Source organism: Methylobacterium nodulans ORS 2060 (assembly GCF_000022085.1).
GTDB lineage: Bacteria > Pseudomonadota > Alphaproteobacteria > Rhizobiales > Beijerinckiaceae > Methylobacterium > Methylobacterium nodulans.
The window spans coordinates 6,776,465-6,800,000 of sequence record NC_011894.1 but is presented as its reverse complement, the minus strand read 5'-3'; the positions used below and the strand labels follow the sequence as shown (position 1 = coordinate 6,800,000).

Below are 23,536 nucleotides of genomic sequence, written 5' to 3'. Positions count from 1 at the left end.
TAGCCCTAGTTTCCCAGGGTTGTTCCGAACCGAAGGGCACGTTCCCACGCGTTACTCACCCGTCTGCCGCTGACCCCGCAGGGCCCGCTCGACTTGCATGTGTTAAGCCTGCCGCCAGCGTTCGCTCTGAGCCAGGATCAAACTCTCACCTTGAAGAGCTGACCTCAAAACGCTCGATCACAACATTGACAGGGCACACTCGATCCCGGGTTGCCCCGGATCGGTGAGCTTCCAGAAACGTCGGACCGGCGCCTCATCCTGCTCCGGCCAGGGCCCAAGCCCCAGCCCGCAAGGACAACGCCGTCCACGCTTCTCTTCCTCCGATGCACTTGTCAAAGAGCCCGCCTCAACGACAGTCCGGCCGCCCCGGGCAACCCACCCGGACCCGACCTCACAGGCTGTCGGAAAGAAGCAGAAGCAGCCGGGCCGCTGATCTCTCGCGGCCGGCGCCGATGGGGGGTCGTATACGGCCCCCCATCCCGGCCGTCAACTCCCAATCTGAACCTGTTGCGACACCCCCTCCCCGCTCCGTCTCGCCACCCGCGCGCCCTCACCCCCAGGCGGCCCGCAGCAATCCGCTGTCGTCCCGGGCCTCGACCCCAGCGGCGAGCCGTGCCGCGAAGGCCCCGGCATAGAAGCGCAGGCCGAGATCGCCCCGCACCAGCGGATCGTCGCGAAAGCGCGGATCGGCCGCGGCGTCGGGCACCACCAGAACCTCGTCGCTCCGGATGGTGTGATTGCAGAAGGAGATCGACCGGGGCATCTCCGCGAGGTCGAGGCCGAACCGTGCCTTGATCCAGTGGGTAGCCTCGCCGATCAGCGTCACGGCGGCCCAGGGCGTCCCGAAAAGAGCAGCCGCAACGGCCGCGATGCAGTCGATCTGCGGCTCCGGCGCGGTGTCCGCGATCCGGTAGGCCGCGAGTTCACGCAGTCGATCTTCCTCGCCGGATCCGGCGAGGTCTGTGCAAGCGATGAGATCGACCATGCCTCATTGTCCACTGTGCCGCGACCGAAAGCGGCCTTCGGGTCAGTGTTCGGCGTCAGACGTTAACATTTGATTTTGTTTGCAAAGGATCGATTTATACCCGTCGAGGGGGAGGGAGAATCCACGTCTGACTGCTCGATCGAGGACGGGCAGCCCCGATTCGGGCGAATTCTCGCGCGCTCGACCTCGCGGATACGATCGCCGGGCGCCGGATCGGCGTCGCGGCAACGCCGGCCCCGGGGCACGCCTGGGCGCCAGCCCGGACGGGTCTCTCGCTCAGCGGCCCCTGGTGTCGTTCGTCATGTCGGGGGATGATAAGGAGGACGGGTCGGCCCAGGATCGCGCCGATCGAGTCGGTCCTCGTGTGGCTCTGCATCGCCGTTCCGGCCCCGCAACCCCACTCGGCCGCGCCGGAGGCGATCGAGACTTCAGTGGATGGAACGGCCGGAAGCGGAGTCCTGCGCCCTGCGCGCCTGCTGGATGATCGAGGCCTCGTAAAGCTCGGCCTGGGCGCGGGTGAGGCCGCTCACCAGCACGCTGGTGCCCCGGTACACCGTGTAGGTCCCGTCCTGGGTGGGCTTCACCCGAATAGCATCGTGCGTGGTGACAGCGTCTGAAGCCATGTGAGGCCTCCCCCTTTGCGCTGAGTTTCGCGAGCGTTCCCCGCTGAACGGGACGTTAACGAATTGTGGCCTCTGCGCAAGGGGCAGGCTGGATTGTCGCCCGGTTCTCGACACCGATGCGGCAGAATGTCGGAGAGTCTCGCGACAACCTTCAGGACGGCGCGCGTTCCGTCGGCGCAAGGGCCGAAGGCGACAGGTCGTGCGGCGCACCGGGCAGCGTCCACCACCCCACGGCCGACTGGACCGCGAGCGTCATCACGATGAGCAGCACGGTGGCGAGGGCGTGCCGGCGGAAGGTCGGCGCCGGAGCGGACGGGGCGCCGCCCGTGGGGGTCTCCAGAGGCTCCGGCTCAAGCGGAAGCAGCGAGGTGTAGATCCCCGCAGGCTGGCCGGACGACCGGTGGAAGGGTCCAATGCTGAACATCGGCAACTCCTGTCGAAGGCCCCTGGGACGCGGGCCATCGGATCGCCAGAAGATTAACAGATGCTGAACAAAGAGCCACCCCCGCCCCGAAGCTCAGGCCAAGAGGCTGTCACGCACCGGTTTTTTTGCTCGCCGCAGCGGACCGAAACCCGGGGCGGACAGGCCGGTCAGGCCGGCCGGACCCGATCGCGGCTGAGGCCGCGCTTGGCGATCTCGTCCAGGTAGCGGGCGAATCGCTCCTCCTGCTCGAGCCCCAGCTCGCGCAGATAGGTCCAGGAATAGATCCCGGTGTCGTGCATGTCGTCGAAGGCCAGTTTGACGGCGTAGTTGCCGACCGGCGTGACCGACAGAATCTGGACCTCGCGCTTGCCGCCGAGCCACTTGCGCTCGGAGGGGGCGTGGCCCTGCACCTCGGCCGAGGGACTCTCGACCCGCAGGTACTCGGCCGGGAGCGCGAAGCTCGCGCCGCTCGCGAAGGTCACGTGCAGCACCCGCTTGTCCCGCGACAGTCGGATCTCCGTCGGCCAGTCTGCGTCACTCATGACGGCTCTCCCGGGCGCCCCACGGCTTGCCCGCCGTGGTCCAAGTCCTCATATGCTCATATGCATGCAATAGGCAGGGTTCGACGCGGCCGCCAGACGCCGCGCAGCCCGACGCCGCGTGAGGAACCGAATCCGCCATGTGGGGTCCCCCCGACGAGACGACGCGCCCCGCGCCCGTGCGGCCGGCGCCCCTCATCGACCCGTTCCAGCGGGCGATCACCTATCTGCGCGTCTCGGTGACGGATCGCTGCGACCTGCGCTGCGTCTACTGCATGGCGGAGGACATGACCTTCCTCCCCAAGCGCGACCTGCTCACCCTGGAGGAGCTGGACCGGGTCTGCTCGGTCTTCGTCGCGCATGGGGTGCGCAAGCTGCGCATCACCGGCGGCGAACCGCTGGTGCGGCGGGACATCATGCACCTGTTCCGCGGGCTCTCGCGCCACCTCGCCTCCGGCGCCCTCGACGAACTGACGCTCACCACGAACGGCACGCAGCTGAAGCAGCACGCGGCCGAGCTCGCGGATCTGGGCGTGCGCCGCATCAATGTCTCGCTGGACACCCTCGACCCGCAGAAGTTCCGGGCGATCACCCGCCGGGGCGACCTCTCCGTGGTGCTCGACGGCATCACGGCGGCGCGGGCAGCGGGCCTCAAGGTCAAGCTCAACGCCGTGGCGCTCAAGGGCGTGAACGAGGACGAGATCGTCCCGATGCTCGCCTGGGCGCATGGCGAGGGCATGGACATGACCCTGATCGAGGTCATGCCGCTCGGGGAGATCGAGCCCGACCGGGTCGATCAGTTCCTGCCCCTGTCGGTGGTGCGCGAACGCCTCGCGGAGCGCTTCACGCTGACGCCGCTGCCGGACCGCACCGGCGGCCCGGCCCGCTACGTGCGGGTGGAGGAGACCGGCGGGAGGCTCGGCTTCATCACGCCGCTCACTCATAATTTCTGCGAGAGCTGCAACCGGGTGCGCCTCACCTGCACCGGTCAGCTCTTCATGTGCCTCGGCCAGGAGGATGTGGCGGACCTGCGCGCGCCCTTGCGCGCCTCCCCCGACGACGCGGTGGTGGCCGCGGCGATCGCCGAGGCGATCACCCGCAAGCCCAAGGGCCACGATTTCGTCATCGCGCGCGCCGCCCGCCCGGCCGTGCCCCGGCACATGAGCACGACGGGGGGCTGACGCCCCGCCTCCACAGGAGCGGCAGGCCGCCCGTTCGGCCGCGACTCTAGATCCGGTAGGCCATCCGCATCCCGCCCCAGTGCCGGCCGTGCACGCGGATGGGCGCGGAGACCTCCCGCAGCGGTGTGCCGCGTCCCTCGTCCGGAACCAGCTGCACGAGGAAGGCGCGCATCGAGCGGGCGGCGGCGAGCCCCACGGCATCGTCGTGAAAGCGCCGGTGGCGGGAATGGCGGGCGGTCCAGGCGGGATCGTCCGGGCGGGGGGCTTGCGCGAAGCGGCGGTTGTGCACCGGCGCGTAGCCGTTGCGGTCGACGGCGATGCAGAAGACGAGGCGCTCGTCGGCGAGGAGCAGCGGCTCCAGCAGGGGCGGCAGGATCTCCTCCAGCACCGGCCCGGCGGGGCTAAGGAAGCGCGGCGGATCGCTGCCGGGCTCCGGCGCGTAGGCGGTCCCGAACAGGGCGTCGCGGGTAAGGCGCCCGGCGGCAAGCGCGCCTTCGAGCGCCCGGGCGACCTGCGCGGCGGCCTCCTGGGCGGCTGCGACGAGGGGGCGGTGGGCCTCCTCGATCCGGGCGAGCGCCGGCGCACAGCACGCGGCATCCTCGGCCTGCGCGAAGGCGCAGTGCAGCCCCCGGGGGCTGATCCCCACCACGGTGACGCCGAGCCGGCCGATGCCGCGCACCTCAAGGGCGAGGGACGCGCCGAGGGCGGCCGCATGCCCCGCAGGGGGCGCCAGCAGCAGGCCGCCCGCCCCGAGATCGAGGACGCGGCCGAGGCCGCGCGACCCCACCCACGCCGGCAGATCGACCGGGTAGCGGTCGTGGAGGCGCCGGTCGCCGATCTCGGCCTGCCGCATCGCCGCGACGATCCGGGGGCCGATCCGGGCGAGATCCCCGGCCGCCGCCTCGGCCGCGGCGGCATGGCGCGCGGCCCCGTCCGCGGCGGCAATTGCCGCCCGGGCGCCCTCATCGATGCAGGCGGCATCCACCGCGAGGCTTCGGGCCGTTCCAGCGATCATGCCGGCCCGCCCGGCCTGGCCCTCGCTCGCCGCCTGCAGCGTCGCGAGCACGGGGCGCAGACCCGCAATCGCGACCGCGGCCGCCTGGGTCGCCTCCGTGGCGGCCTGCGACCCGGACTCGATTCGCCGGCCGAGCTGGCGGATCGCCTCGCCCGCGCGGGCGCCCTCGGCCGAGAGCCGCGCCGCGTCCCGGGCCATCCGGGCGCAGCCCTCACCGGCTCCGCCGAGGCGGGCCGCCTCGATCGTGGCATGAAGCGCGAGCAGGTTCGCCTCCCGGGCGAGGACGGCGACCCGATCGACCGCGCGGGCGATCTCGTCGGCGATGTCCGCCAGGGCGCCGGCCGCGCAGCGCGCCTGCGCATGGCTCTCGCCCGCATGGTCGAGGTGGCGGCCAGCCTGCTCCAGCACGGCGCCGATCCCGGTCGCGTCGTCCGCCAGCGCGTCGGCCGCCTCGGCGATCCGCCGGCCGTCCTCCGCGATCCCCGAGGGATCCGCCCCCAGATGGGCGCCGACGGCCGCGAGGCCGGCCCGCGCCGCCGCCGCCTCGGCGCCGAGGATGGCCGCCGATCCGGCGATGCCCCGGACCGCGCGGCCGATCTCCGCCTCGACGGCATCGACCGCATCGAGGCCGGAGCGCCGTGCGGGCGCGACGGGACGGAGCCGCGGCGGCTCGGGCGGCAGCACGTCGACGGCCTCGAAGGAATCCTGCGGAGCGCGGGAGCGGCGGGTCAGGCGCATGCCGCCATGAGGAGGGTTTTCCGCTTAAAGGCCGCTTAACCCTGGCGGGCGGCGAGGGCCGGGCCTTCTGGCATGAGGAGCGTAGCGGCTTCCACGCAGGTCAGTTTCCATTCAGGAGCGGAGGAACTGCCAGAACCGGCCCGATTCGGCGCCCTGCGGCGCGGCCTGCGCGGTTGCGCCGGGGTGGCCAAGCGTGGCAAGGGACCGGCTTCCGCAGGACCCTTCCGGATGAGCCGCCTCCTCTCGCGCCTCCTCGTCCTCGTCAGCCTCGCCGCCTCGCCCGTGCAGGCCGCACCGCTGCCGGATCCGGTGCGAATCGCGACCGAAGGCGGGAATCCGCCCTTCAACTACGTCGAGGACGGCAAGCCCGCCGGGTTCGAGGTCGATCTCGCCGAGGCGCTCTGCAAGGCCGCGGGGCTCACCTGCCGGATCGTCCTCCACCAGTGGGACGGGATCATCCGGGGACTCGAAGGGGCCGAGTACGACGCCATCATGGCCTCGCTCGCGATCACGCCGAAACGCCGCTCCCGCATCTCCTTCTCGCGGTCCTACTACCGCATCCCCTCCTCCTACATGGCGCGCCGGGACGACCAGACGGGCCCCCTCGACCCAGCCGCGCTGAAGGGCCGGGCCGTCGGCGCCGCCGCCCATTCGCCACAGCTCGCCTATCTGGAGGCACGGGCGCCGGAGGCAGACATCCGCAGCTTCGATTCGGTGAAGGATGCCGGCTACGACCTGCGCCTGGGCCGGCTCGACCTCGTGCTCGGCGACAAGCGCGAGCTCACGGAGATCCTGGCGCTCCCCGACGGTGCGGCCTGCTGCCGGCTCGTCGGCGACGTGCCGCCGGGCGATCCTCTTCTCGGCGAGGGCGTCGGGATCGGCCTGCGCAAGGGCGACGATGCCCTGCGCGAGGCCTTCGACCGGGCGATCGCCGCCGTGATCGCGGACGGCACCTATGACCGCATCCGGGCGAAGTACCTGCCGTTCGACACGAAGTAGCCCGGGCACATTCCAGGGAGGCATCTTGCCATGGCGACGGTTGCGTTTCTCGGTCTCGGCGTGATGGGCAGCCCGATGGCGCGCCACCTCGCCGCCAAGGGCCATGCGGTCACGGTCTACAACCGCACCGCCGCGAAGGCAGAGGACTGGGTGGCGGCCCATGGGGGCCGCGCGGCCGCGACCCCGGCCGAGGCCGCCGCCGGCCAGGAGATCGTCTTCGCCTGCGTGGGCAACGACGACGACCTGCGCGAGATCACGACCGGGGCGCAGGGCGCCTTCGCGGCGATGCGGCCGGGCTCGATCTTCGTCGATCACACCACGGCCTCGGCGGACGCGGCGCGCGAGCTTGCCGCGGCTGCCGCCGCCGGCGGCTTCGGCTTCATCGACGCGCCGGTCTCCGGGGGTCAGGCCGGAGCCGAGAACGGCATGCTCACGGTGATGTGCGGCGGGGACCCGGCGACCTACGCGGCGGTCGAGCCCGTGATCATGGCCTATGCCCGCTCCTGCCGGCTGATGGGCCCGGCCGGCGCCGGCCAGCTCACCAAGATGGTCAACCAGATCTGCATCGCCGGGCTGGTGCAGGGCCTCGCCGAGGGGATCCATTTCGGCAAGCGGGCCGGGCTCGACATGGAGGCGGTGCTCGACGTGATCGCCAAGGGCGCGGCGGGCTCCTGGCAGATGGAGAACCGGGGCCGCACCATGAACCAGAACCGGTTCGACTTCGGCTTCGCGGTGGACTGGATGCGCAAGGACCTCGCCATCGTGCTCGCCGAGGCCCGCCGCAACGGGGCGCTCCTGCCAGTGACGGCCCTGGTCGACCAGTTCTACGCGGAGGTGCAGGGCCTGGGCGGCGGGCGCTGGGACACGTCGAGCCTGATCGCCCGCCTGGAGAGGTGATGCCAGCGGGCGTTTCCAATGTCCGTTGGTTCCGGTCTCGGATTGTCGCCAAGCCTCGATCGCAGCCCCGTCGATGCACTGATGACGCAGAAGTAAGACCGGGCAGGGTACGGCCCCCATCCCTTTCCCGGATCTCCTTCCGCTGACGCTCCAGTCGTCCGGGAAAGAGGAGATCCGGACTTTCCGTCAGTGGCCCGGCAGGAACTCCCGGGCCGCCTCCTCCGGCGTGAGCCAGCGCCAATCCTCCCCGACCTGGTGGCGGAACCACGTCACCTGCCGCTTGGCGTAGCGCCGCGTGTCGGCCTGCCCGCGGGCCACGGCCTCCTCCCGCGTGAGCGCCCCATTGAGATGGGCGATCAGGCCCGGCACCCCGTGGGCGCGCATCACCGGGAGCATCGGGTCGAGGTGCCGGGCCCGCAGGCGCCGCACCTCGTCGAGAGCGCCCGCCTCCATCATGGAGAGGAAGCGCGCGTCGATGCGGGCACGCAAGCCTGCGCGGTCGGGCGCCAGGAAGAGCTTCTCGCAGGCGACGCCGGCGAGCGGCCCGGGCTGCCGGCTGCCCTGGAAGGCCGAGAGCGGGCGCCCGGTCGCGGCCCGGATCTCGAGCGCCCGCAGCACCCGCAGCCGGTCGCCCGGCGCGATGCGGGCCGCCCCCTCCGGGTCGAGGCGGGCGAGATCCGCGTGGAGCGAGGCCGTCTCGCGCCCCTCGGCTTGCGCCCGCACCGCCGCGCGCACCGCCTCGGGAACGGGCGGGATCGCGGAGAGCCCCTCCAGCAGCGCCTTGAAGTAGAGCCCGGTGCCGCCGACGACGATCGGCAGGCGCTCCGCCGCCCAAGCGTCCCGCAGCACCCTCCCGGCATCGGCGAGGTAGTGCCCGACCGAGTAGTTCACCGCGCCGTCGACATGGCCGTAGAGGCGGTGGGGCGCGGCCTCCTCCTCCTCGGGGCTCGGCCGGGCCGTGAGGACGCGCAGGTCGCCGTAGACCTGCATCGAATCGGCGTTGATCACCACGCCGCCGCGGGCCTGCGCCAGCCCGAGGGCGAGCGCCGACTTGCCCGAGGCGGTCGGCCCTGCGATGAGGATCGCCCGCCCGGCCATGCCTTCGTCCGCCTTTCCGAGTTCCGTCATGACCCTCGTGGCCATCCTGATAGCAAACCCCGCGCGCCCCGCCATCACCGATGCGGTGCTCGCCGAGACGCGGCGCGTGCTGGCGACCGAGCACCAGCCGCGCATCCTGCACGGCGAGGTCGCCGCCGAGGTGCTGGTTCCGGGCACCCCGGCATCGGGCCCCGCCCTTGCCGCGCGGCTGCGCACGGCGTTGCGGGGCGAGCCGATCGACGTGGCGGTGCTGCCGGCCGACGCGCACCGGCGCAAGCGCCTGTTCCTCGCCGACATGGATTCCACCATGATCGGCCAGGAATGCATCGACGAACTCGCCGACCGGGTCGGGCTGAAGGAGCACGTGGCGACGATCACCGAACGGGCCATGCGCGGCGAGATCGCCTTCGAGCCGGCCCTGCGCGAGCGCGTGGCGCTCCTGAGGGGCCTGGCCGTCGAGGCCATCGCCGAGGTGATCGCGGCGCGCATCACCCCCACGCCCGGGGGGCGCACCCTGGTGCGGACCATGCGGGCGCACGGGGCCTACACGGTCCTGGTCTCCGGCGGGTTCACCCTGTTCACCGGCCCGGTCGCCGCACGGCTCGGCTTCGATGAGCACCGGGCGAACCGCCTCGTCATCACGGAGGGGCGCCTCGTCGGCACCGTCGAGGAACCGGTGGTCGGGCGCGACGCCAAGCGCGCGGCCCTGGTCGAGCTGCGCAGCCGGCTCGGCCTGTCGGCGGCGGAGACGCTGGCGGTGGGCGACGGCGCCAACGACCTCGCCATGCTGGGGGAGGCCGGCCTCGGCGTCGCCTTCCGGGCGAAGCCCGCGGTGGCGGAGGCCGCCCATGCCCGGGTGGAGCACGGGGACCTCACCGCCCTCCTCTACCTGCAGGGCTTCTCCGCCGCCGAGTTCGTGGACTGAATGACGGACGGACTGATCACCCACCCGGACGGGCGGGCCCGCTGCTGGTGGCCGGGCACCGACCCGCTCTACGTTGCCTATCACGACACGGAATGGGGCGTGCCGGAGCACGACGACCGGGCGCTCTTCGAGAAGCTGATCCTCGACGGGTTCCAGGCCGGGCTGTCCTGGATCACCATCCTGCGCCGCCGCGACGCCTTCCGGCGGGCCTTCGCGGGCTTCGATCCGCAGGCCATCGCCCGCTTCGGCGATCGAGAGGTCGAGGCGCTGATGCGGGATGCCGGCATCATCCGCAACCGCGCCAAGATCACCGGCACCATCCGCAGCGCCCGGGCCTATCTCACTATCCAGGAGCGCGGCCCCGGCTTCTCGGCCTTCCTGTGGGATTTCGTGGACGGGCGGCCCGTCCAGGGCACGGCGCGCGACCGCCGCGGGATCGCGACCGAGACCGCCGTCTCGCGCCGGATGTCGAAGGCGCTCAAGGCCGAAGGCTTCGGCTTCTGCGGCCCCACCATCGTGCATGCCTTCATGCAGGCGGTCGGCATGGTCAACGACCATCTGGTCGGCTGCTGCCGCCACGAAACCTGCGCCGCCCTGCCGGGCCCCGGCGGCCTCGGGATCCCGGCCGGAGGCCCGGGACCCGACAGGGCCCCCGGGGGCCCCGCATGACGGCCGCTCCCCGGGCTTGGCAGCGGATGCTGTCGGGCCGCCGCCTCGACCTCCTCGATCCCTCGCCGGTCGACGTGGAGATCGAGGACATCGCCCATGGGCTCGCCCGCGTGGCGCGCTGGAACGGCCAGACGGCCGGGCCGCACGTCTTCTCGGTCGCCCAGCACGCACTCCTCGTCGAGGCCCTGGGCGTCGGCCTCCTGCCGCAGGCGGGGCCGGCCGAACGCCTCGACCTCCTGCTGCACGACGCACCCGAATACGTGATCGGCGACATCATCTCCCCCTTCAAGGCGGCGATCGGCCATTCCTACAAGGTGGTGGAGCAGCGGCTGCTCGCGGCGATCCGCCTGCGCTTCGGTCTCCCCCCGGAGCCCGCCCCGGCGATGCAGCGCCTGATCAAGCGCGCCGACAAGCTCGCGGCCTTCCTCGAAGCCACGCGGCTCGCGGGCTTCTCGCGCGAGGAGGCGCTCAAGGTCTTCGGCCGGCCGGAACCCGTGCGGGTGCCGGTCGACGCCCTTCTCGACCCCTGGCCGACCGGGCAGGCGCAGGCGCGCTTCCTCGACCGCTTCCAGGCGCTCGTCGCCGAGCGCCACCCTGTGCCGGCCCTCTCCGGGAGCTGACCGATCATGCCGAAGCTCTACGTCTGCTCCCTGTCGCACCTACCCGAGACCGTCGCGGCCTGCGGCGCGAGCCACGTGGTCACGCTCATCAATGTCGGCACGCCCGTGGTGCGGCCGGCATCGATCGCGCCGGACAACCACCTGTTCATCGGCGTCAGCGACATCACCGCGCCGATGGTCGATCATGTCCTGCCGGAACGCACCCATGTGGAGCAGCTGATCGCCTTCGTGCGCGCCTGGGGGCGGGCGCAGCCCCTGGTGCTGCACTGCTATGCCGGCATCAGCCGCTCGACGGCGGCGGCCTATATCGCGGTCTGCGCGCTCAGGCCCGAGCGCGACGAGGCGGAGCTGGCGCAAGCGCTCCGCGCCGCCTCCCCTTCCGCCACGCCCAATGCGCGCCTCGTCGCGGTCGCGGACGAGATCCTGGGCCGGGACGGCCGCATGATCGCCGCCATCGCGGCGATCGGGCGCGGCGCCGACGCCTACGAGGGCACCCCCTTCAGCCTCGCCATCGACTGACCGCGATGCGTCGGATGTCCGGGACGGAGAAAGGGGCCGGGGAAAGGTGTCCACTTCTCCTGGACATCCTCTAAGATGGGCGCATGAAGATCGACGGCCGCCCCTATCGCACCATCTTTCCCGAGCCGGGCGGCGACGCCGTCTGCGTGATCGACCAGACCCGGCTCCCCTTCGCCTTCGAGATCCGCCGCCTCACCACCGCCGAGGAGGCCGCCGAGGCCATCCGCACCATGGTGGTGCGCGGAGCGCCCCTCATCGGCGTCACGGCGGCCTACGGGCTCGCGCTCGGCCTGCGCCGGGACCCCTCCGATGCGGGGCTGGAGCGCATCGCCGCCATGCTCGCCGCGACGCGGCCCACTGCCGTCAACCTGCGCTGGGCGCTGGAGCGGCTGAGCGGAATCCTGCGGCCGCTCCCGCCGGACACACGGGCCCCCCAAGCCTTCGCGGAAGCCGGCCGGATCGCCGAGGAGGACGTGGCGAACTGCCGTGCCATCGGCGAGCACGGCGCACGCCTCATCGCGCAGACCGCCGCCAAGGGCCGGCGGGTGAATGTGCTCACCCACTGCAATGCGGGCTGGCTCGCCACGGTCGACTGGGGGACGGCGCTGGCGCCGATCTACGTGGCGCATGATGCGGGGGTGCCCGTCCATGTCTTCGTGGACGAGACGCGGCCCCGCAACCAGGGCGCGGCACTCACCGCCTTCGAGCTCAACGCCCACGGCGTGCCGCACACGGTCGTCGCCGACAATGCGGGCGGGCACCTGATGCAGCACGGGGGCGTGGACCTCTGCATCGTCGGGTCCGACCGCACCACGTCGACGGGCGACGTCTGCAACAAGATCGGCACCTACCTGAAGGCGCTCGCGGCCTTCGACAACGGCGTGCCCTTCTACGCCGCGCTGCCCGTCTCCACGATCGACTGGACCCTGACCGACGGCGTCGCCGGAATTCCGATCGAGGAGCGGGACGGCCGCGAGGTGACCCACCTCACCGGCCGCACGGAGGACGGGGGCTTCGCCACGATCCAGGTGGTCTCGCCCGGAAGCCCGGTGGCGAATCCCGCCTTCGACGTGACGCCCGCGCGCCTCGTGACCGGCCTCATCACGGAACGCGGCGTCGCCGAGGCCACCGAAGAGGGCCTGCTGCGGCTCTACCCGGAGCGCCGGAAAGCGGCCTGAGGCCCGGCCCTCAGCGGCGCCCGCCGAAGCCTCCGCCGCCGGGCGGCCCGAAGCCGCCCGGGCCCCCGGGTGCGCCGAAGCCACCGGGCGGAGCGAAGCCGCCGGGTCCCGCCCCACCCGGCGCCGTGAAGCCGCCCGGCGGGGCGAGCCCCCCGGGCCTGCCTGGGCCGCCATGCGGCGCGAAGCCGCCCGCATCCCCGGGCATCCGGCGATCGAGCGGGACGCCGCCCCGGCCGAGGCCGCCGGGACTGCCCGGCTGGGCCGGCCCCTCGACACCGCGGCCACCCGGCCCGCGCCCGCCCGGCGCGTCGACGCCGCCCCGCCCGACGGGGTCGGCGGCGCCCGGCCCGCTCCGGCCACTCTCCGCCGGATCCCGGCGCAGGCGCAGGGACTCGACGGTCAGGCGGCCTTCCCGGCCGACCGCGGCATCGATCACGGCGAGGCCGCCGGAGCGCGGCAGCGCGGCAGCGCTGCCCGCCACCTCAAGGCCCGAGCCGAGGCGCAGGCGCCCGCCGTCGCGGGCCACGAAGGCTTCGATCGAGACGCGGCCCACCTCGGGCCCGAAGGGCCGGCCGGCCTCACGGCTCTCCGCGATGGCGAGACGCCGCCCGGCCACCTCGCCCTCGACCACGGCCCGGCGCCCGACGAGCGCGGGATCCAGGCCCGGCAGCGGCAGGGTGCCGATGCGCGGCGTGCCGCCGGGGGCCCGCCGCACCGGCCCGGCGACGAGGGCGGGACGGTCGCCCGCCGGATCGATCCGGCTCGCCGCGATGACGCCGTCCGGCCGGCGCAGGCCGCTCACCGCCACCCGCTCGCCGAGGCGCCAGCGGCGCGGCTCCGCGGCGCCCCGCGTGGCGACGGTCTGGCCCAGCACCGTGAGGCGGTCGCGCCCGACCGCCGTCACCGGCCCGACCACCTCGTGGAGGACGTCGATGCGCGCGGTGGACAGGCCGGATTCGTCCGCACGCGCCACGACCTGCACGACATGACCGAGCTTCAGCTCCACGACGCCGGCGGGCCGGCCGTCGATGGCCACGGCAACGTCCGGCGGATAGGCGATGCGCAGGCCGTTGACCACGATGCTGCCGAAGGCCCGGATCGTGCCGACGACGCCCGTGCCGCCGATGCCGCGGTCGCCCTCCTCGTCGGGCCCGGGCCGGATGCCGGTGCCGCCGATGCCCTGGTCGAGGATCTTGTCCCCGGCCGCGCCCGCCGGGCGGGCGAAGGCGAGCGCGCTCGCGCCGGAGAGCAGGCGCAGCAGGGCGCGGCGGCTCAGAGACACGGCGGGGGCCCTCACGGCGTCGGATTCGCGCGGGGCGGGGCCGGCGCCTCCTCGACATAGACGTAGAGGCCGAAGTTCCAGCGCGCCGCGCCGCCCGGATCGGTCTCGCAGGCGGCATGTGCCTCACGGTTCGCCTGCTGCAGCGCCTCCATGGCGATCTCGCGCGCCCGCGCCTCCAGGCGGCGGGCGAGGTCGGGCGAGAGACCATCGTAATGCACCGCGCGCTCCAGGAAGCGCGGCCTCTCCTCGAGGATGTTCGTCACTGCCGCCGCCACATGGTCGTGCAGATTGCGGCCGAAATAGTAGAGCTGCTGCTCGCCGCCGCCCCGCGGCACGAAGGCGGCCTCCGACAGCACGATCCGTTCCGCCTCGTCCACGAAGGCGATCCCGCGGTCGAGCCACTCGTCGAGCACGGCGCGCGGGCGAAGATCGCGGGTGACGGAGGCGACGAGGCTCTCGAAGGAGGGCTCCGTCTCGGAGGCGCGCGGCAGCGGTCGGGGGCGGCCCTGCTCGTCCGTGAATTCGGGCGCCGCGAGCCAGCGGGCGATGATGCGGCTCGTGCGCGACACCGCCACCGGCACGGCGCTCACCGGCGCCCCCGCCCCGCGCAGCCGGCGCACCTCCTTGCGGTGGATGCCCGTGAGCAGGCTCACCCGGCTGTCCGTCTGCTCCTTGCCCGGCAGCGCGAAGTCGTACTCGGCGACATTGACGTAGAGCTCGCGCAGGAGGTCGGTCAGCGCCGGAAAGGTGATTCCGCAGCGCACGAACAGCCGCACCAGCGGGCGCAGCAGGCGCGCGACGGGTGCCTGCAGACGGCTTGCATCCGGCGGGACGTGGGGAGAGGGCGCGGCCATCGGCTCGGTTCTAGCCGACCACGCGTGGGACACAATCCCACAAATCGGCTGCCCACGCCGGAATCCCGGTTGACGTGGGAAATTTGCCCACATACAAGGCCGCCGTGGTCAAGTTTCCCACGAAGGAGGCCATCATGGCTCGATCCCTTCCCCGGCCGTTCTCCCCGGTCCCGTCGCTCGCCATGGTCGGCCGCGGCCTCGTGGTCGCTCTCGCGCTGGCGATGCCGGTGGCCGCCGCCTCGGTGGCGGATCTGGTCCGTCCCGCCCTGTCGGCCCGCTGAACGCGACGAGGCGCGCGATGGCCGGCCCCCTCCGCAACCTCCCGGCGGACAGCGTCGTGTCGTTCCCGCCGCCGGAACTGTCCGGCCGCTGGCCGTCCGACCCCGCCGCGGATCCGGGCGACGGCGGCGAGAGAGTGGTGATGATCGGGCTGTGCCTGCTCATCGGCGGCGCTGTCCTGCTGGTGGCGATCCAGACGATGCTGATCCTGCGGACGCTGTAGCGGCGGCGGTCCCAAGCCCCGCGAAAACGCCCCGCGAGAACCCCCGAGATCGCGGATCCGGCGACGATCCGTGAAACCCGGCGAGCCCGTCACGGCCCGCCGGGCCGAGGCCGCACGGCCACCCCTGCCTCCCGGGCAGGCCCGCGGCTCTCTCCCGCCCGGATGGGGCGGCGGGAGGCCGCGTCCCCTCCTCAACCACGGCATGAATCCATGATGCGATCGATCCTCCGCCTCGGAGCGCTCGGCTGCGCCTGCCTCGGCCCGGCGGCGCTGGCCGCCGACCTGCCCCGGCACGCGGCCCCGCCCCCGCTGCCGGTCCCGCCGGTCTTCACCTGGACCGGCTTCTACGCCGGCGTGAACGCGGGCTACGGGTTCGGCTCGGGCAGCGACAGCTTCACCGATCCGACCTACGGCACGATCTCGACGGGCGGCGGCCGCGACGGCTTCGTCGGTGGTGGTCAGGTCGGTTACAATTACCAGTTCACGCCCGGATCGGGCTTCGTGGTCGGCGCGGAAGCCGACATCCAGGGCACCACCTTCGGACGCAGCCGCACCGGGCTCGTCGGCTCCGCGCCCTTCTACGACGTCGGCCCGAGCCTCGACTGGTTCGGCACGGTGAGGGGCCGGATCGGCTACGCGGTGGACCGGATCCTGGTCTACGGCACGGGCGGCTTCGCCTATGGGGGCGGCAGCCTGCCGTCCTTCGCCGCGTCCTATACCGGCCCCCTGCCCGGCACGACCCGCACCGGCTGGGCCGCGGGCGGCGGCGTCGAATACGCCATCACCGACCGGCTCAGCGCCCGGCTCGAGGGCCTGTACGTCAATCTCGACCGTGGGCACCGCGACACGATCTACGACGCCACCGCGGGCGCCTATTACGGCGTCGCCCCGGACAGCTCCGCCTTCGGCCTCGTCCGGGCCGGCCTGAACTACCGGTTCTCGACGTTCTGAGATCCCCCAGCCTCAGAGCGCCGAGACGGGCCGGAGATGCGCCCGCCTCCGGCCCGGCCCCGCCTTCGCGATGCGCGGCTTGGAGCGACTCAGGCCGCCAGATGCCGCGGCCCGCGCCGCGTCGGCGCGGTCCGGGACGGCGCAGGCCCCTGCAGGGCGATTTCGGCCTCCCGGCGCGAGGCCATCCGCACCAGCTGCGACCAGCGCATGGCGACCTCGTGGCACGCCACGAGGCGCCCGCGCGCATCGTACTTGCGCCAGCCGCAGCGGTCCTGCCCCGTCACGTCCGTCTCGTCGTAGGTCTCGTAGCGCGCGATCGGCTGGCCGGCCGCATCGTGCTCGGTGTGGAACCAGCAGACGCCGTCCGCCGGGCCGCCGCGGCTGCGGGAGCCCATGATCATCAGCCTGTGCGCGGCCGGGATGCGGAAGATGGTCTCGAACACGGGGGGCTGGAACAACATGACGGATGGCTTCCCCTCGGGCGGCTCTGCGCTGCAGGACCCGTCAGAACCGATCGCGAGGGCGTGATGGTGCGCCGCAGCAGCCGAGGCGTCAAGCGAGCGGCGGCGCACCGGAATAGCCGGCTCCGCACGGGGGTGACGGGCGCGCGGCCCGCACTCCCCTCCCGCCGGGAGGAAGCCTGGCCGCCGGCGAGCGCACTCCCGGCCGGCTGCACTTGGACCAATTGGCGAGACGCTCCGGCGTCCGGACGGTCCGCTCCGCCGCGCCGATTCTCATCGGGATTCACGGGAAGGAGCCTCGTGCATGCGACGCCAGGGCCCGCGGAGGTGGCGACCCGGGAGGGCTTCGGCCGGAGGCACGACGAACAACCGGCGGGTAGCGGAACTCGGCCGCGCGGGGGGCCTGAACATCCACCGGGCGCTCGCGGCAGCGTCTGCCGGATTCCTGCCAGTGCCGAGCGCAGATGGTCAGCCCGGCGTGCGGGCAGCGCCGGCGGCGGCGACGCGGCAGATGTTGCGGGCCGGCCCGAGCTCGGCGAGGGGCGTCTGCCCGGTCGTGCGGGCGACGCGGGTGACCGGGACCGGCGCGCGGCCCCGCGCCACATGCACAGGGGCCGGCAGCGCCTGCACGGGGGCCAGCGCCATCTGCGCGGGAGCCGGCAGCGCCTCGCGCTCGTGGCGCGAGCGCTTCTCGTAGAAGGCGTTGCCGCCCGCGAGCGCCACGTAGTGCATGTTCGAGTAGGGGAAGCGCAGGCCCGCGGTGTGGAAGAACTTCGCGTTGCCGACGCCCTCGTGGCGCTGGCCGGAGAGGATCGCGTCGGCGACCTGCTCGGCCTTCTCGCGCTCCTTCTCGCGCATTGGCTTGTGCAGCACGCCCGCCGCGAACTGCCGGTGCTGCCCGACGACGCCGCAGATCGAGTCGGGATAGGCGGGCGCTTCGAGCCGGTTGATCACCACGGTGCCGACGGCGAGCAGGCCCTCCTCGCTCGACCGGTTGGACTCGAAGTACATAGCCCGGGCCAGGCACTCGCGGTCGGCCAGCGTGACGGCGGCGAGCCGTTTCCCGTTCGGCAGCGAGCCGGTGCTCGCCACCGGGTCGAGGCCGGAATGCAGAACCCCGCAGCCCCCCAGATGCGGCGCGGAGACCAGGACCGCCAAGCCGGCGGCCAGAGACATCGATCGCGATCGCGGCATTCAACCCCCGGAGCTTGCGGTCACGCTTTCGGCCAAGCTCGATGGCAAATGTGGCAGAGGCTGGGCAAGATCCGGCCGAGTAGCCCTTCTTTTGCCTTGACAGGACCAGAGTTGATTCGCGCCGGCCCGAGCACAGGACTTCTCTTGCGCTGCGGCAGATCATTGTGCAGCGGCACAAATCCGGTGCCGTGCAGCCGTGATCGACACAAGCAATGGGCAAGTCCCGGCGCAGCTCCCGGTGCGGGCGGCCGGGGATGCCGGCGCCCCGGCTTGCGGCGGCGGCGAGCGGGGCGGTATGGCTCGGGCGACGGAGGTTCCGGCCTCGAGGGAGGTCCCGCGGCATGGACTCGGAAGGTGTGACGGCGGTCGAACCGGAGCGGGGCGTCCCCGCCCGCCCCGGCATCGGCTTCTCCGTGACGGCGGCAGGCCCGGACGCCATCGACCTCGTGGTGCGGTTCGGCCCGCGCGACTACCCGGTCCGCCTGAGCGCGGCCGAGGCGACGGATCTCGGCCTCGCGCTGATCGCCACCGCGTCGGTTGCGACGGACCGGGATCATCCGGTCGCGCCGGGGACCCGGGTCGAGAACTGCTTCTTTCCGGTCCTGCGCTGGACGGCGGGCAAGCTCGCGCCCGAGCGTCCGGCCCTCGCCCTCACGGTCGCGGAGAACACCGAGATCGCCTTCCAGTTCAGCCCCGAGGCGGCGGTCCGGTGCGGGCGCGACCTGATGCGCAGCGGGACGCGCCCGTTCCGTCAGCGGCTGCAGCGGGTCTGGGCCGCCCTCGGCCCGCGCCGGCAGGGCGTGGCCCGGTGAACGGGCCTCACGGCCGCCCCGGCGCGGCGGACCTTTCCGCCAGCGCGCGCGACGCCCCGGGCGCGAGGCCGGATCTCTTCGCCGTCCCGCGGCCGGTGACGGGTTTGGAGGAGTGCTTCTTCACCCACACCATCGACCTTCCCGGGCACGGCACGATCCAGGGCCAGTGGGACCTCAGGCCCGGCCTGCGGGACTATACCGGCCACGTGGAGGTGGCCGGGAAGACCGTCCTCGACGTCGGCTGCGCCAGCGGCTTCGTCAGCTTCGCCCTCGAGGCGATGGGCGCGGAGGTCATCGCCTTCGACCTCGCGCAGGGCCGGGACTGGGACATCCCGCTCTATGCCGGCTCCGAGCGGGAATTCATGGGCCGGCTCCTCGACCACCACCTCCAGCAGATCAGGAGCGCCTTCTGGTTCAGCCACGAGGCGCTGGGATCGCGCACGCGCCTCGCGCTCGGCACGGCCGACGCCATCCCGGAGGGCATCGGCCCCGTCGACATCGCCTTCCTGGGCATCGTCCTGTCGCATCTGCGCGACCCGCTCCGGGGCCTGCGCGGCGCGCTGCGCCTCACCCGCGAGACGGCCGTCGTCACGGAGGTGCTGCCGAAGCGCTACGGCTTCCTGAGATACGTTCCGGCCCGGCTCGGCCTGCCGATGTTGCTGGCGCCCCGGGCCGCGCGCCGGGACCAGATCCAGCCCTGGTGGATCCTGGGACCCGAGACCGTCCGCGAGTTCCTCCGGATGCTCGGCTTCGGGGAATCCGTCGTGACGTTCCACCATCAGCCCATGCTGGGGCAGCGGCGCCTCTGCTACACGGTGGTGGCGCGGCGCACGGAACCGACCAACCCCGATCTCTGATCGCTACGGCCTAAAGATGCTGACGCAGCGGGCGGATCAAGGCCGCCGGTGCGCGAAGCCGGCTCACGGACCGCTTGACCCGGGCCCCCGAACGGGGGCAGCATGCCCTTCCACCCACGTCGACATGAGGAGGTCAGCGCATGTACGCTCACGGCCGTCAACCTCAGGCGACCCGCACCGCCGATGGGGGCGAGGACACGCCGCCGGGCCAGATCCGACAGGGATAGTGGCTCCAGGGCGGTCCAGTCCGGCGCGTGGCCGAGACGGCATCCGAACCGCGCCGATCCTTCACGACACCGAAACCCTGGAACGTGGCCCCTGCTCAAGGCCCGTCGGTCGCCCGGCGGGCCTTCCCGCGTCGGACGGACCGCGTGAGGCCGCCACGCGCGGGCTACGCCGCCCGCAACCGGCATCTCGGCGGCTGAGCCTGGACTTGGTCCCGCCCATCGCCCAGGGTTGCGGACGATCCCGCCTTCGGGGAATGCCGACGTGGCCGCACTGACCGATTCCGCCCTCGTCCTCGGCGCCATCGCGGGCCTCTAGCTCGCCGCCATGATCGCGCCCGGTCCCGACTTCCTGCTGATCAGCCGCCTGTCGGTGACGCGCGGGCGGGCGGCGGCGCTGAGCGCCTCGCTCGGCGTCGCGCTGGGCGTCGGGGCCTGGGGAAGCGCCGGCTTCTTCGGCATCCACGCCCTCTTCACCGCCGCGCCCTGGCTCTACCTCGCGCTCAAGCTCGGCGGCGGCGCCTATCTGGTGGTGCTCGGGCTCCGCCTCCTGGCGGGCAGCCTGGGCCGGAGCGCCGCGCAGGACGAGGCTCCGCCGGCCGCTCCGCGCGGGCGCGCCTTCGGCCTCGGCCTCCTCACCAACCTCGCCAACCCGAAGGCGCCGCTCTTCGTGTCGAGCCTGTTCGCCGCGACGCTGCCGCCCGAGCCGCCGGTGGCGCTCGGCATCGCGGCGGTCGCGCTGATGGTCGGGATCGCCTTCGGCTGGTTCGCCGTCGTGGTCCACGTTCTCACCCTGCGGCGCGTGGCCGACGGATACCTGCGCCTGCGACGCTGGATCGACCGGGCCGCGGGCCTCGCCTTCATGGGCTTCGGCACCCGGCTGATGCTCGACAGGGCCTGACCGATGCGCGCGCTCCACGGCGTCTTTCCCTACCTCGTCTCGCCGATCGACGCGGAGGGGCGGGTGATGCGCGAGGTGCTGGCGCGCCTCGTCGAGCACCTGATCGCGGCAGGCGTCCACGGCCTGACGCCGCTCGGCTCGACCGGTGAATTCGCCTATCTCACCCCCGCCCAGAAGCTCGCCGTGGTCGAGACCGTGGTGGAGGCGGCGGCCGGGCGCGTGCCGGTGATCGCGGGGGTCGCCGCCACCACCACCGCCGAGGCCCTCGCCCTCGCCCGCGCCGCGATGGCGTGCGGGGCGGACGGCATCATGGCCACGCTCGAAGCCTATTTCCCGATTCCCGACGAAGGGATCGAGGCCTATTTCACGGCCGTCGCGGCGGCCGTCGACGGGCCGGTCGTGCTCTACACCAACCCGCATTTCCAGCGCGCCGACCTGTCGCTGCCGCTGATCCGCCGGCTCTCCCGGGTGCCGAACATCCGCTACATCAAGGACGCGTCGACCAATACCGGGCGCCTCCTCTCGATCCTCACCGAGACCGAGGGGCGAATGCAGGTCTTCGCCGCCTCCTCGCACATCCCGGCCTGCGTGATGCTGATCGGCGGCGTCGGCTGGATGGCGGGGCCCGCCTGCCTCGTGCCGCGCCAGAGCGTCGCGCTCTACGAGCGGGCGCGGGCCGGCGACTGGGCGGGCGCAATGGCCCTGCAGCGCGATCTCTGGGCGGTGAACCAGGCCTTCGCCCGCTACAACCTCGCCGCCTGCGTCAAGGCCGGGCTCGACCTGCAGGGATTCCCGGTCGGCGATCCCGTTCCGCCCCAGGCGGCGCTCGACCCCGAGGCCCGCGCCGAGCTGCGCCACATCCTCGACGCCGCGGGCGCCCTCACGTGAGTCTCATACCAACGGCCCGGGCTGCTGACGCAGCGGGCCGTTGAGCCATCTCGACTTGTCGACACCAAGCCAAAGGCTTTGTGACGAGGCTTGGCGAAAATCCGAGAGCGGAACCAACGGTCCTTTTCAACGACCGTTGGTATTACCCGCGCTGCACCTTCCCGAACCGCTTGAGCAGCCGCTCGCGCTTCAGGCGCGACAGACGCTCGGTCCAGAACACGCCGTCGAGCTGATCGATCTCGTGCTGCAGGCAGGCGGCGAGGAAGCCCTCGGCCGCGATCTGCCGCGGGGTGCCGTCGAGATCCTGGAAGCGCACCCGCACACGGGCCGGCCGCTCCACCTCCTCGTCGACGCCCGGCATCGCCACGCTGCCCTCCCGGTGGCGCGCCGTTTCGGAGGAGGCCCAGACCACCTCCGGGTTGACGTAGGTGGCGAGCGGCGCGTCGGGGCCGAGCCGGATCACCGTGACGCGAACGGGGAGGCCGGCATGCGGCGCCGTGAGGCCGATCGCGCCATGCGCGGCGAGCGTCTCAGCGAGGTCCGCCGCAACGGCGCTCACGCCCGGATCGGGCAGGGCGGCGGGCGGAGCCGGCTGGCGCAGGCGCGGGTCGGGGTAGCGCAAGAGGGACAGGATCGTCACAGGGGCAGGATCGTCACGGCGAGAGGAGGTCCAGGAGAGGGCGGATCCGGTTCTCCAGACGGACGGATGACACGTCGAAGGCTCAGCGCGTGCGCAGTTCGCCCGGCCACATCCCGGACCGCTCGGCCCCGACGATCAGCAGCACGATCGCGAGCGTCACCGCGAGGATCACCAGCATGGTGCGGCCCGGCACGCCTCGGCTGACCAGGAACATCACGAGGAGGAGCGAGACGATGGAGACGACGGCGGTCATGGCGGCTCTCCGGGGCGGGGGCGCTCACGTTGACGCGCCGACCGGCCCACCTCTAAGGGAAAAGCGATGAAGCGGGCAGCCCTCCGGCGCGAGGTCCGCGCTGCCCCGTGCGACCCGGTCCATGTCGCTGCAACGCCTCACGACACCCACCGGCCACGTCGTCGTCCGGGATGCCGATCCCCTCATCGGCATCGCGCGCGACGTGACCTACATCCCCTACCGGCCGGGCCTGGACGCGTCCTGGGGCGTGTTCGACCGGCACCGCCGCCATATCCCGGGCTCCTTCGATACCCGCGAGGATCCGGCAGTTCCCTGCTACCAGGGGGCGGCGTGGCCCTCCGACGTGGCGGAGGCGGCCAGGACCGCACCGTTCGACCGCTACATCTATTTCGGGAACTTCGCCCTTCACTATGGGCATTTCCTCGTCAACACGCTGCCGCGCTTCTGGCCCCTGGCGAGCGACCGGGAGCCGTGCCCGCCCATCCTGTGTCACGGTCCGGGGACCCGCGAGGATTGGGAGGCCTTCAAGGCCCAGGTCGAGATCCTGCGCAGGCTCGGCCTGACCGTCCATGACATCCACACCTTCGAGGAGCCCGTCCGCATCCGCGAGCTCGTCGTCCCGGCCAGCAGCCTCCAGGAGCAGCAATTCGTCCACTCCGTCTACGGGCGCCTGTGCGACCGCATCGCGCAAGGGACCTACGAGCCCGGCTGCGTCGGCAGCGAGGCGCGTCCCGTCTATCTCGCCAAGACGCGGCTGAAGAGCGGGGTCCGGCGGTTCCTCAACGAGGAGCAGGTGGTGGACCGGCTCGCCCGCGGCGGCGTCGACATCGTCTATCCGGAGGAACTGGACTTCGCCGCGCAGGTGCGCCTGTTCGCCTCCCGGCGCACGATCATCGGCTCGCTCGGCTCGGCCCTGCACACGGCGGTCTTCGCGCCGCCCGGCCGGCGGATCATCGTCCTCTGTCCGACGCCCGAATTCAGCGCGACCTACGCGCTGACGGATGCCCTCAGGCAGCACCAGGCCCACTACTACTATCCCGTCGGCACCAGCTTCGAGGCCTTCCAGTCGTCGTTCAACCTGGATTTCACGCTGCGCGATCCGGAGCAGGTGGCGGAGGCGATCCTGCGCAGGCTGGATTACGACGGCGATCTGGAACAGTACGACTACGCCTTCGAGCCGCTGAACTGGCATCTGTCGCCCGCGATCCCGCCGCTCCCGCGCGCGCCGCGCTCCATCGGTGTCGCGGCGTGGTGGAGGCGCCTCGTCCCGGACCGCCGCAGGGCGCGCGGGTCCTGACGTCTCGCCC

At 72.7% G+C, this 23,536-nt stretch carries 28 protein-coding genes and 1 rRNA gene (1 of these 29 only partly in view); 16 read left to right on the top strand and 13 right to left on the bottom strand.

The annotated features are described in order from the left end of the window. The 5 genes from MNOD_RS31710 to MNOD_RS31690 form a co-directional block, all read right to left on the bottom strand. Positions 1-153, bottom strand: a 16S ribosomal RNA gene (locus tag MNOD_RS31710) (it extends 1,331 nt beyond the left edge of the window). Between the two features lie 397 nt (positions 154-550). Then, positions 551-985, bottom strand: a complete 435-nt coding sequence (locus MNOD_RS31705; RefSeq protein ID WP_015933046.1) for a GAF domain-containing protein — start codon at positions 983-985, stop codon at positions 551-553. A gap of 428 nt (positions 986-1,413) precedes the next feature. Further along, positions 1,414-1,608 (bottom strand): hypothetical protein, encoded by a 195-nt coding sequence (locus MNOD_RS31700; RefSeq protein WP_015933045.1) that lies wholly within the window; start codon positions 1,606-1,608, stop codon positions 1,414-1,416. A gap of 151 nt (positions 1,609-1,759) precedes the next feature. Further along, positions 1,760-2,032, bottom strand: a complete 273-nt coding sequence (locus MNOD_RS31695; protein ID WP_015933044.1) for a hypothetical protein — start codon at positions 2,030-2,032, stop codon at positions 1,760-1,762. A gap of 167 nt (positions 2,033-2,199) precedes the next feature. Beyond that, entirely contained in the window at positions 2,200-2,574 is a 375-nt protein-coding gene (locus tag MNOD_RS31690) for a gamma-butyrobetaine hydroxylase family protein (protein ID WP_015933043.1), read from the bottom strand. Positions 2,575-2,711: 137 nt separating this feature from the next. On the opposite strand from MNOD_RS31690, the gene moaA reads away from it, so the two are divergent. Next, on the top strand, positions 2,712-3,752 hold the full coding sequence (gene moaA / locus MNOD_RS31685) for a GTP 3',8-cyclase MoaA (RefSeq protein WP_015933042.1): 1,041 nt from the start codon (positions 2,712-2,714) through the stop codon (positions 3,750-3,752). A gap of 46 nt (positions 3,753-3,798) precedes the next feature. Here the strand turns inward: moaA and MNOD_RS31680 are convergent, their stop codons facing one another. After that, positions 3,799-5,505 carry a methyl-accepting chemotaxis domain-containing protein gene (locus MNOD_RS31680; RefSeq protein WP_015933041.1) on the bottom strand — a complete coding sequence of 569 codons (1,707 nt, stop codon included), beginning with the start codon at positions 5,503-5,505 and terminating at the stop codon, positions 3,799-3,801. Positions 5,506-5,733: 228 nt separating this feature from the next. Here MNOD_RS31680 and MNOD_RS31675 point away from each other — a divergent pair, with 228 nt between their 5' ends. Together MNOD_RS31675 and MNOD_RS31670 are read left to right on the top strand one after the other, a co-directional pair. Beyond that, positions 5,734-6,504 carry a transporter substrate-binding domain-containing protein gene (locus MNOD_RS31675; protein ID WP_015933040.1) on the top strand — a complete coding sequence of 257 codons (771 nt, stop codon included), beginning with the start codon at positions 5,734-5,736 and terminating at the stop codon, positions 6,502-6,504. 30 nt (positions 6,505-6,534) lie between these two features. Further along, complete coding sequence (locus MNOD_RS31670) at positions 6,535-7,401, top strand: NAD(P)-dependent oxidoreductase (protein WP_015933039.1); 867 nt, start codon at positions 6,535-6,537, stop codon at positions 7,399-7,401. Between the two features lie 186 nt (positions 7,402-7,587). Here the strand turns inward: MNOD_RS31670 and miaA are convergent, their stop codons facing one another. Further along, complete coding sequence (gene miaA, locus MNOD_RS31665) at positions 7,588-8,529, bottom strand: tRNA (adenosine(37)-N6)-dimethylallyltransferase MiaA (protein ID WP_050783443.1); 942 nt, start codon at positions 8,527-8,529, stop codon at positions 7,588-7,590. Here miaA and serB point away from each other — a divergent pair. The 5 genes from serB (at position 8,528) to mtnA (ending at position 12,410) form a co-directional block, all read left to right on the top strand. Beyond that, on the top strand, positions 8,528-9,424 hold the full coding sequence (gene serB / locus MNOD_RS31660) for a phosphoserine phosphatase SerB (RefSeq protein WP_015933037.1): 897 nt from the start codon (positions 8,528-8,530) through the stop codon (positions 9,422-9,424). The genes miaA and serB overlap by 2 nt on opposite strands. After that, on the top strand, positions 9,425-10,093 hold the full coding sequence (locus MNOD_RS31655) for a DNA-3-methyladenine glycosylase I (protein WP_015933036.1): 669 nt from the start codon (positions 9,425-9,427) through the stop codon (positions 10,091-10,093). After that, entirely contained in the window at positions 10,090-10,713 is a 624-nt protein-coding gene (locus MNOD_RS31650; RefSeq protein WP_015933035.1) for an HD domain-containing protein, read from the top strand. The genes MNOD_RS31655 and MNOD_RS31650 overlap by 4 nt, the downstream gene beginning before the upstream one ends. 6 nt (positions 10,714-10,719) lie before the next feature. Beyond that, complete coding sequence (locus MNOD_RS31645; protein WP_015933034.1) at positions 10,720-11,232, top strand: tyrosine phosphatase family protein; 513 nt, start codon at positions 10,720-10,722, stop codon at positions 11,230-11,232. A gap of 83 nt (positions 11,233-11,315) precedes the next feature. Then, positions 11,316-12,410 (top strand): S-methyl-5-thioribose-1-phosphate isomerase, encoded by a 1,095-nt coding sequence (gene mtnA / locus MNOD_RS31640; RefSeq protein WP_015933033.1) that lies wholly within the window; start codon positions 11,316-11,318, stop codon positions 12,408-12,410. Positions 12,411-12,420: 10 nt separating this feature from the next. Here the strand turns inward: mtnA and MNOD_RS31635 are convergent, their stop codons facing one another. Both MNOD_RS31635 and MNOD_RS31630 read right to left on the bottom strand, forming a co-directional pair. Further along, entirely contained in the window at positions 12,421-13,692 is a 1,272-nt protein-coding gene (locus MNOD_RS31635) for a DUF5666 domain-containing protein (protein WP_015933032.1), read from the bottom strand. A gap of 11 nt (positions 13,693-13,703) precedes the next feature. Further along, positions 13,704-14,546: a DUF6502 family protein gene (locus MNOD_RS31630; RefSeq protein WP_015933031.1), complete on the bottom strand. Its 843-nt coding sequence runs from the start codon at positions 14,544-14,546 to the stop codon at positions 13,704-13,706. A gap of 134 nt (positions 14,547-14,680) precedes the next feature. On the opposite strand from MNOD_RS31630, the gene MNOD_RS31625 reads away from it, so the two are divergent. The 3 genes from MNOD_RS31625 (at position 14,681) to MNOD_RS31615 (ending at position 15,999) form a co-directional block, all read left to right on the top strand. Continuing rightward, positions 14,681-14,827, top strand: a complete 147-nt coding sequence (locus MNOD_RS31625) for a hypothetical protein (RefSeq protein ID WP_157091605.1) — start codon at positions 14,681-14,683, stop codon at positions 14,825-14,827. 17 nt (positions 14,828-14,844) lie between these two features. Then, positions 14,845-15,048, top strand: a complete 204-nt coding sequence (locus tag MNOD_RS31620; protein ID WP_015933029.1) for a hypothetical protein — start codon at positions 14,845-14,847, stop codon at positions 15,046-15,048. Positions 15,049-15,261: 213 nt separating this feature from the next. Next, complete coding sequence (locus MNOD_RS31615) at positions 15,262-15,999, top strand: outer membrane protein (RefSeq protein ID WP_043752619.1); 738 nt, start codon at positions 15,262-15,264, stop codon at positions 15,997-15,999. Between the two features lie 89 nt (positions 16,000-16,088). Here the strand turns inward: MNOD_RS31615 and MNOD_RS31610 are convergent, their stop codons facing one another. Continuing rightward, complete coding sequence (locus MNOD_RS31610; RefSeq protein WP_015933027.1) at positions 16,089-16,460, bottom strand: hypothetical protein; 372 nt, start codon at positions 16,458-16,460, stop codon at positions 16,089-16,091. A gap of 468 nt (positions 16,461-16,928) precedes the next feature. Beyond that, the gene (locus tag MNOD_RS31605; RefSeq protein ID WP_015933026.1) at positions 16,929-17,636 is read right to left on the bottom strand and encodes a cell wall hydrolase; all 708 of its coding nucleotides are present in this window, start codon (positions 17,634-17,636) and stop codon (positions 16,929-16,931) included. 359 nt (positions 17,637-17,995) lie between these two features. On the opposite strand from MNOD_RS31605, the gene MNOD_RS31600 reads away from it, so the two are divergent. The 4 genes from MNOD_RS31600 (at position 17,996) to MNOD_RS31585 (ending at position 21,336) form a co-directional block, all read left to right on the top strand. Beyond that, entirely contained in the window at positions 17,996-18,466 is a 471-nt protein-coding gene (locus MNOD_RS31600) for a hypothetical protein (protein ID WP_015933025.1), read from the top strand. Next, on the top strand, positions 18,463-19,323 hold the full coding sequence (locus tag MNOD_RS31595) for a class I SAM-dependent methyltransferase (RefSeq protein WP_015933024.1): 861 nt from the start codon (positions 18,463-18,465) through the stop codon (positions 19,321-19,323). Before MNOD_RS31600 ends, MNOD_RS31595 begins: the two co-directional genes overlap by 4 nt. Before the next feature lie 552 nt (positions 19,324-19,875). After that, a complete protein-coding gene (locus MNOD_RS31590; RefSeq protein WP_015933023.1) occupies positions 19,876-20,448 on the top strand; it encodes a LysE family transporter in 573 nt (190 codons plus the stop codon). Positions 20,449-20,451: 3 nt separating this feature from the next. Then, positions 20,452-21,336, top strand: a complete 885-nt coding sequence (locus MNOD_RS31585) for a dihydrodipicolinate synthase family protein (RefSeq protein ID WP_015933022.1) — start codon at positions 20,452-20,454, stop codon at positions 21,334-21,336. A gap of 142 nt (positions 21,337-21,478) precedes the next feature. Here MNOD_RS31585 and MNOD_RS31580 read toward each other — a convergent pair whose 3' ends face one another. After that, positions 21,479-21,976 (bottom strand): peptide deformylase, encoded by a 498-nt coding sequence (locus tag MNOD_RS31580; RefSeq protein ID WP_015933021.1) that lies wholly within the window; start codon positions 21,974-21,976, stop codon positions 21,479-21,481. A gap of 82 nt (positions 21,977-22,058) precedes the next feature. Beyond that, positions 22,059-22,229 carry a hypothetical protein gene (locus tag MNOD_RS48390; RefSeq protein WP_015933020.1) on the bottom strand — a complete coding sequence of 57 codons (171 nt, stop codon included), beginning with the start codon at positions 22,227-22,229 and terminating at the stop codon, positions 22,059-22,061. Between the two features lie 121 nt (positions 22,230-22,350). Between MNOD_RS48390 and MNOD_RS31575 the strand changes: the two genes are divergently transcribed. Beyond that, on the top strand, positions 22,351-23,526 hold the full coding sequence (locus MNOD_RS31575; RefSeq protein ID WP_015933019.1) for a glycosyltransferase family 61 protein: 1,176 nt from the start codon (positions 22,351-22,353) through the stop codon (positions 23,524-23,526). Positions 23,527-23,536: the final 10 nt, after the last annotated feature.

Excerpts from the sequence above, each read along its gene's own strand:
- MNOD_RS31705 (WP_015933046.1), bottom strand. The coding sequence starts at position 985 with ATGGTCGATCTCATCGCTTGCACAGACCTCGCCGGATCCGGCGAGGAA.
- MNOD_RS31700 (WP_015933045.1), bottom strand. The coding sequence starts at position 1,608 with ATGGCTTCAGACGCTGTCACCACGCACGATGCTATTCGGGTGAAGCCC.
- MNOD_RS31695 (WP_015933044.1), bottom strand. The coding sequence starts at position 2,032 with ATGTTCAGCATTGGACCCTTCCACCGGTCGTCCGGCCAGCCTGCGGGG.
- MNOD_RS31690 (WP_015933043.1), bottom strand. The coding sequence starts at position 2,574 with ATGAGTGACGCAGACTGGCCGACGGAGATCCGACTGTCGCGGGACAAG.
- moaA (WP_015933042.1), top strand. The coding sequence starts at position 2,712 with ATGTGGGGTCCCCCCGACGAGACGACGCGCCCCGCGCCCGTGCGGCCG.
- MNOD_RS31680 (WP_015933041.1), bottom strand. The coding sequence starts at position 5,505 with ATGCGCCTGACCCGCCGCTCCCGCGCTCCGCAGGATTCCTTCGAGGCC.
- MNOD_RS31675 (WP_015933040.1), top strand. The coding sequence starts at position 5,734 with ATGAGCCGCCTCCTCTCGCGCCTCCTCGTCCTCGTCAGCCTCGCCGCC.
- MNOD_RS31670 (WP_015933039.1), top strand. The coding sequence starts at position 6,535 with ATGGCGACGGTTGCGTTTCTCGGTCTCGGCGTGATGGGCAGCCCGATG.
- serB (WP_015933037.1), top strand. The coding sequence starts at position 8,528 with ATGACCCTCGTGGCCATCCTGATAGCAAACCCCGCGCGCCCCGCCATC.
- miaA (WP_050783443.1), bottom strand. The coding sequence starts at position 8,529 with ATGACGGAACTCGGAAAGGCGGACGAAGGCATGGCCGGGCGGGCGATC.
- MNOD_RS31655 (WP_015933036.1), top strand. The coding sequence starts at position 9,425 with ATGACGGACGGACTGATCACCCACCCGGACGGGCGGGCCCGCTGCTGG.
- MNOD_RS31650 (WP_015933035.1), top strand. The coding sequence starts at position 10,090 with ATGACGGCCGCTCCCCGGGCTTGGCAGCGGATGCTGTCGGGCCGCCGC.
- MNOD_RS31645 (WP_015933034.1), top strand. The coding sequence starts at position 10,720 with ATGCCGAAGCTCTACGTCTGCTCCCTGTCGCACCTACCCGAGACCGTC.
- mtnA (WP_015933033.1), top strand. The coding sequence starts at position 11,316 with ATGAAGATCGACGGCCGCCCCTATCGCACCATCTTTCCCGAGCCGGGC.
- MNOD_RS31630 (WP_015933031.1), bottom strand. The coding sequence starts at position 14,546 with ATGGCCGCGCCCTCTCCCCACGTCCCGCCGGATGCAAGCCGTCTGCAG.
- MNOD_RS31625 (WP_157091605.1), top strand. The coding sequence starts at position 14,681 with ATGGCTCGATCCCTTCCCCGGCCGTTCTCCCCGGTCCCGTCGCTCGCC.
- MNOD_RS31620 (WP_015933029.1), top strand. The coding sequence starts at position 14,845 with ATGGCCGGCCCCCTCCGCAACCTCCCGGCGGACAGCGTCGTGTCGTTC.
- MNOD_RS31615 (WP_043752619.1), top strand. The coding sequence starts at position 15,262 with ATGCGATCGATCCTCCGCCTCGGAGCGCTCGGCTGCGCCTGCCTCGGC.
- MNOD_RS31610 (WP_015933027.1), bottom strand. The coding sequence starts at position 16,460 with ATGTTGTTCCAGCCCCCCGTGTTCGAGACCATCTTCCGCATCCCGGCC.
- MNOD_RS31605 (WP_015933026.1), bottom strand. The coding sequence starts at position 17,636 with ATGTCTCTGGCCGCCGGCTTGGCGGTCCTGGTCTCCGCGCCGCATCTG.
- MNOD_RS31600 (WP_015933025.1), top strand. The coding sequence starts at position 17,996 with ATGGACTCGGAAGGTGTGACGGCGGTCGAACCGGAGCGGGGCGTCCCC.
- MNOD_RS31590 (WP_015933023.1), top strand. The coding sequence starts at position 19,876 with ATGATCGCGCCCGGTCCCGACTTCCTGCTGATCAGCCGCCTGTCGGTG.
- MNOD_RS31585 (WP_015933022.1), top strand. The coding sequence starts at position 20,452 with ATGCGCGCGCTCCACGGCGTCTTTCCCTACCTCGTCTCGCCGATCGAC.
- MNOD_RS48390 (WP_015933020.1), bottom strand. The coding sequence starts at position 22,229 with ATGACCGCCGTCGTCTCCATCGTCTCGCTCCTCCTCGTGATGTTCCTG.
- MNOD_RS31575 (WP_015933019.1), top strand. The coding sequence starts at position 22,351 with ATGTCGCTGCAACGCCTCACGACACCCACCGGCCACGTCGTCGTCCGG.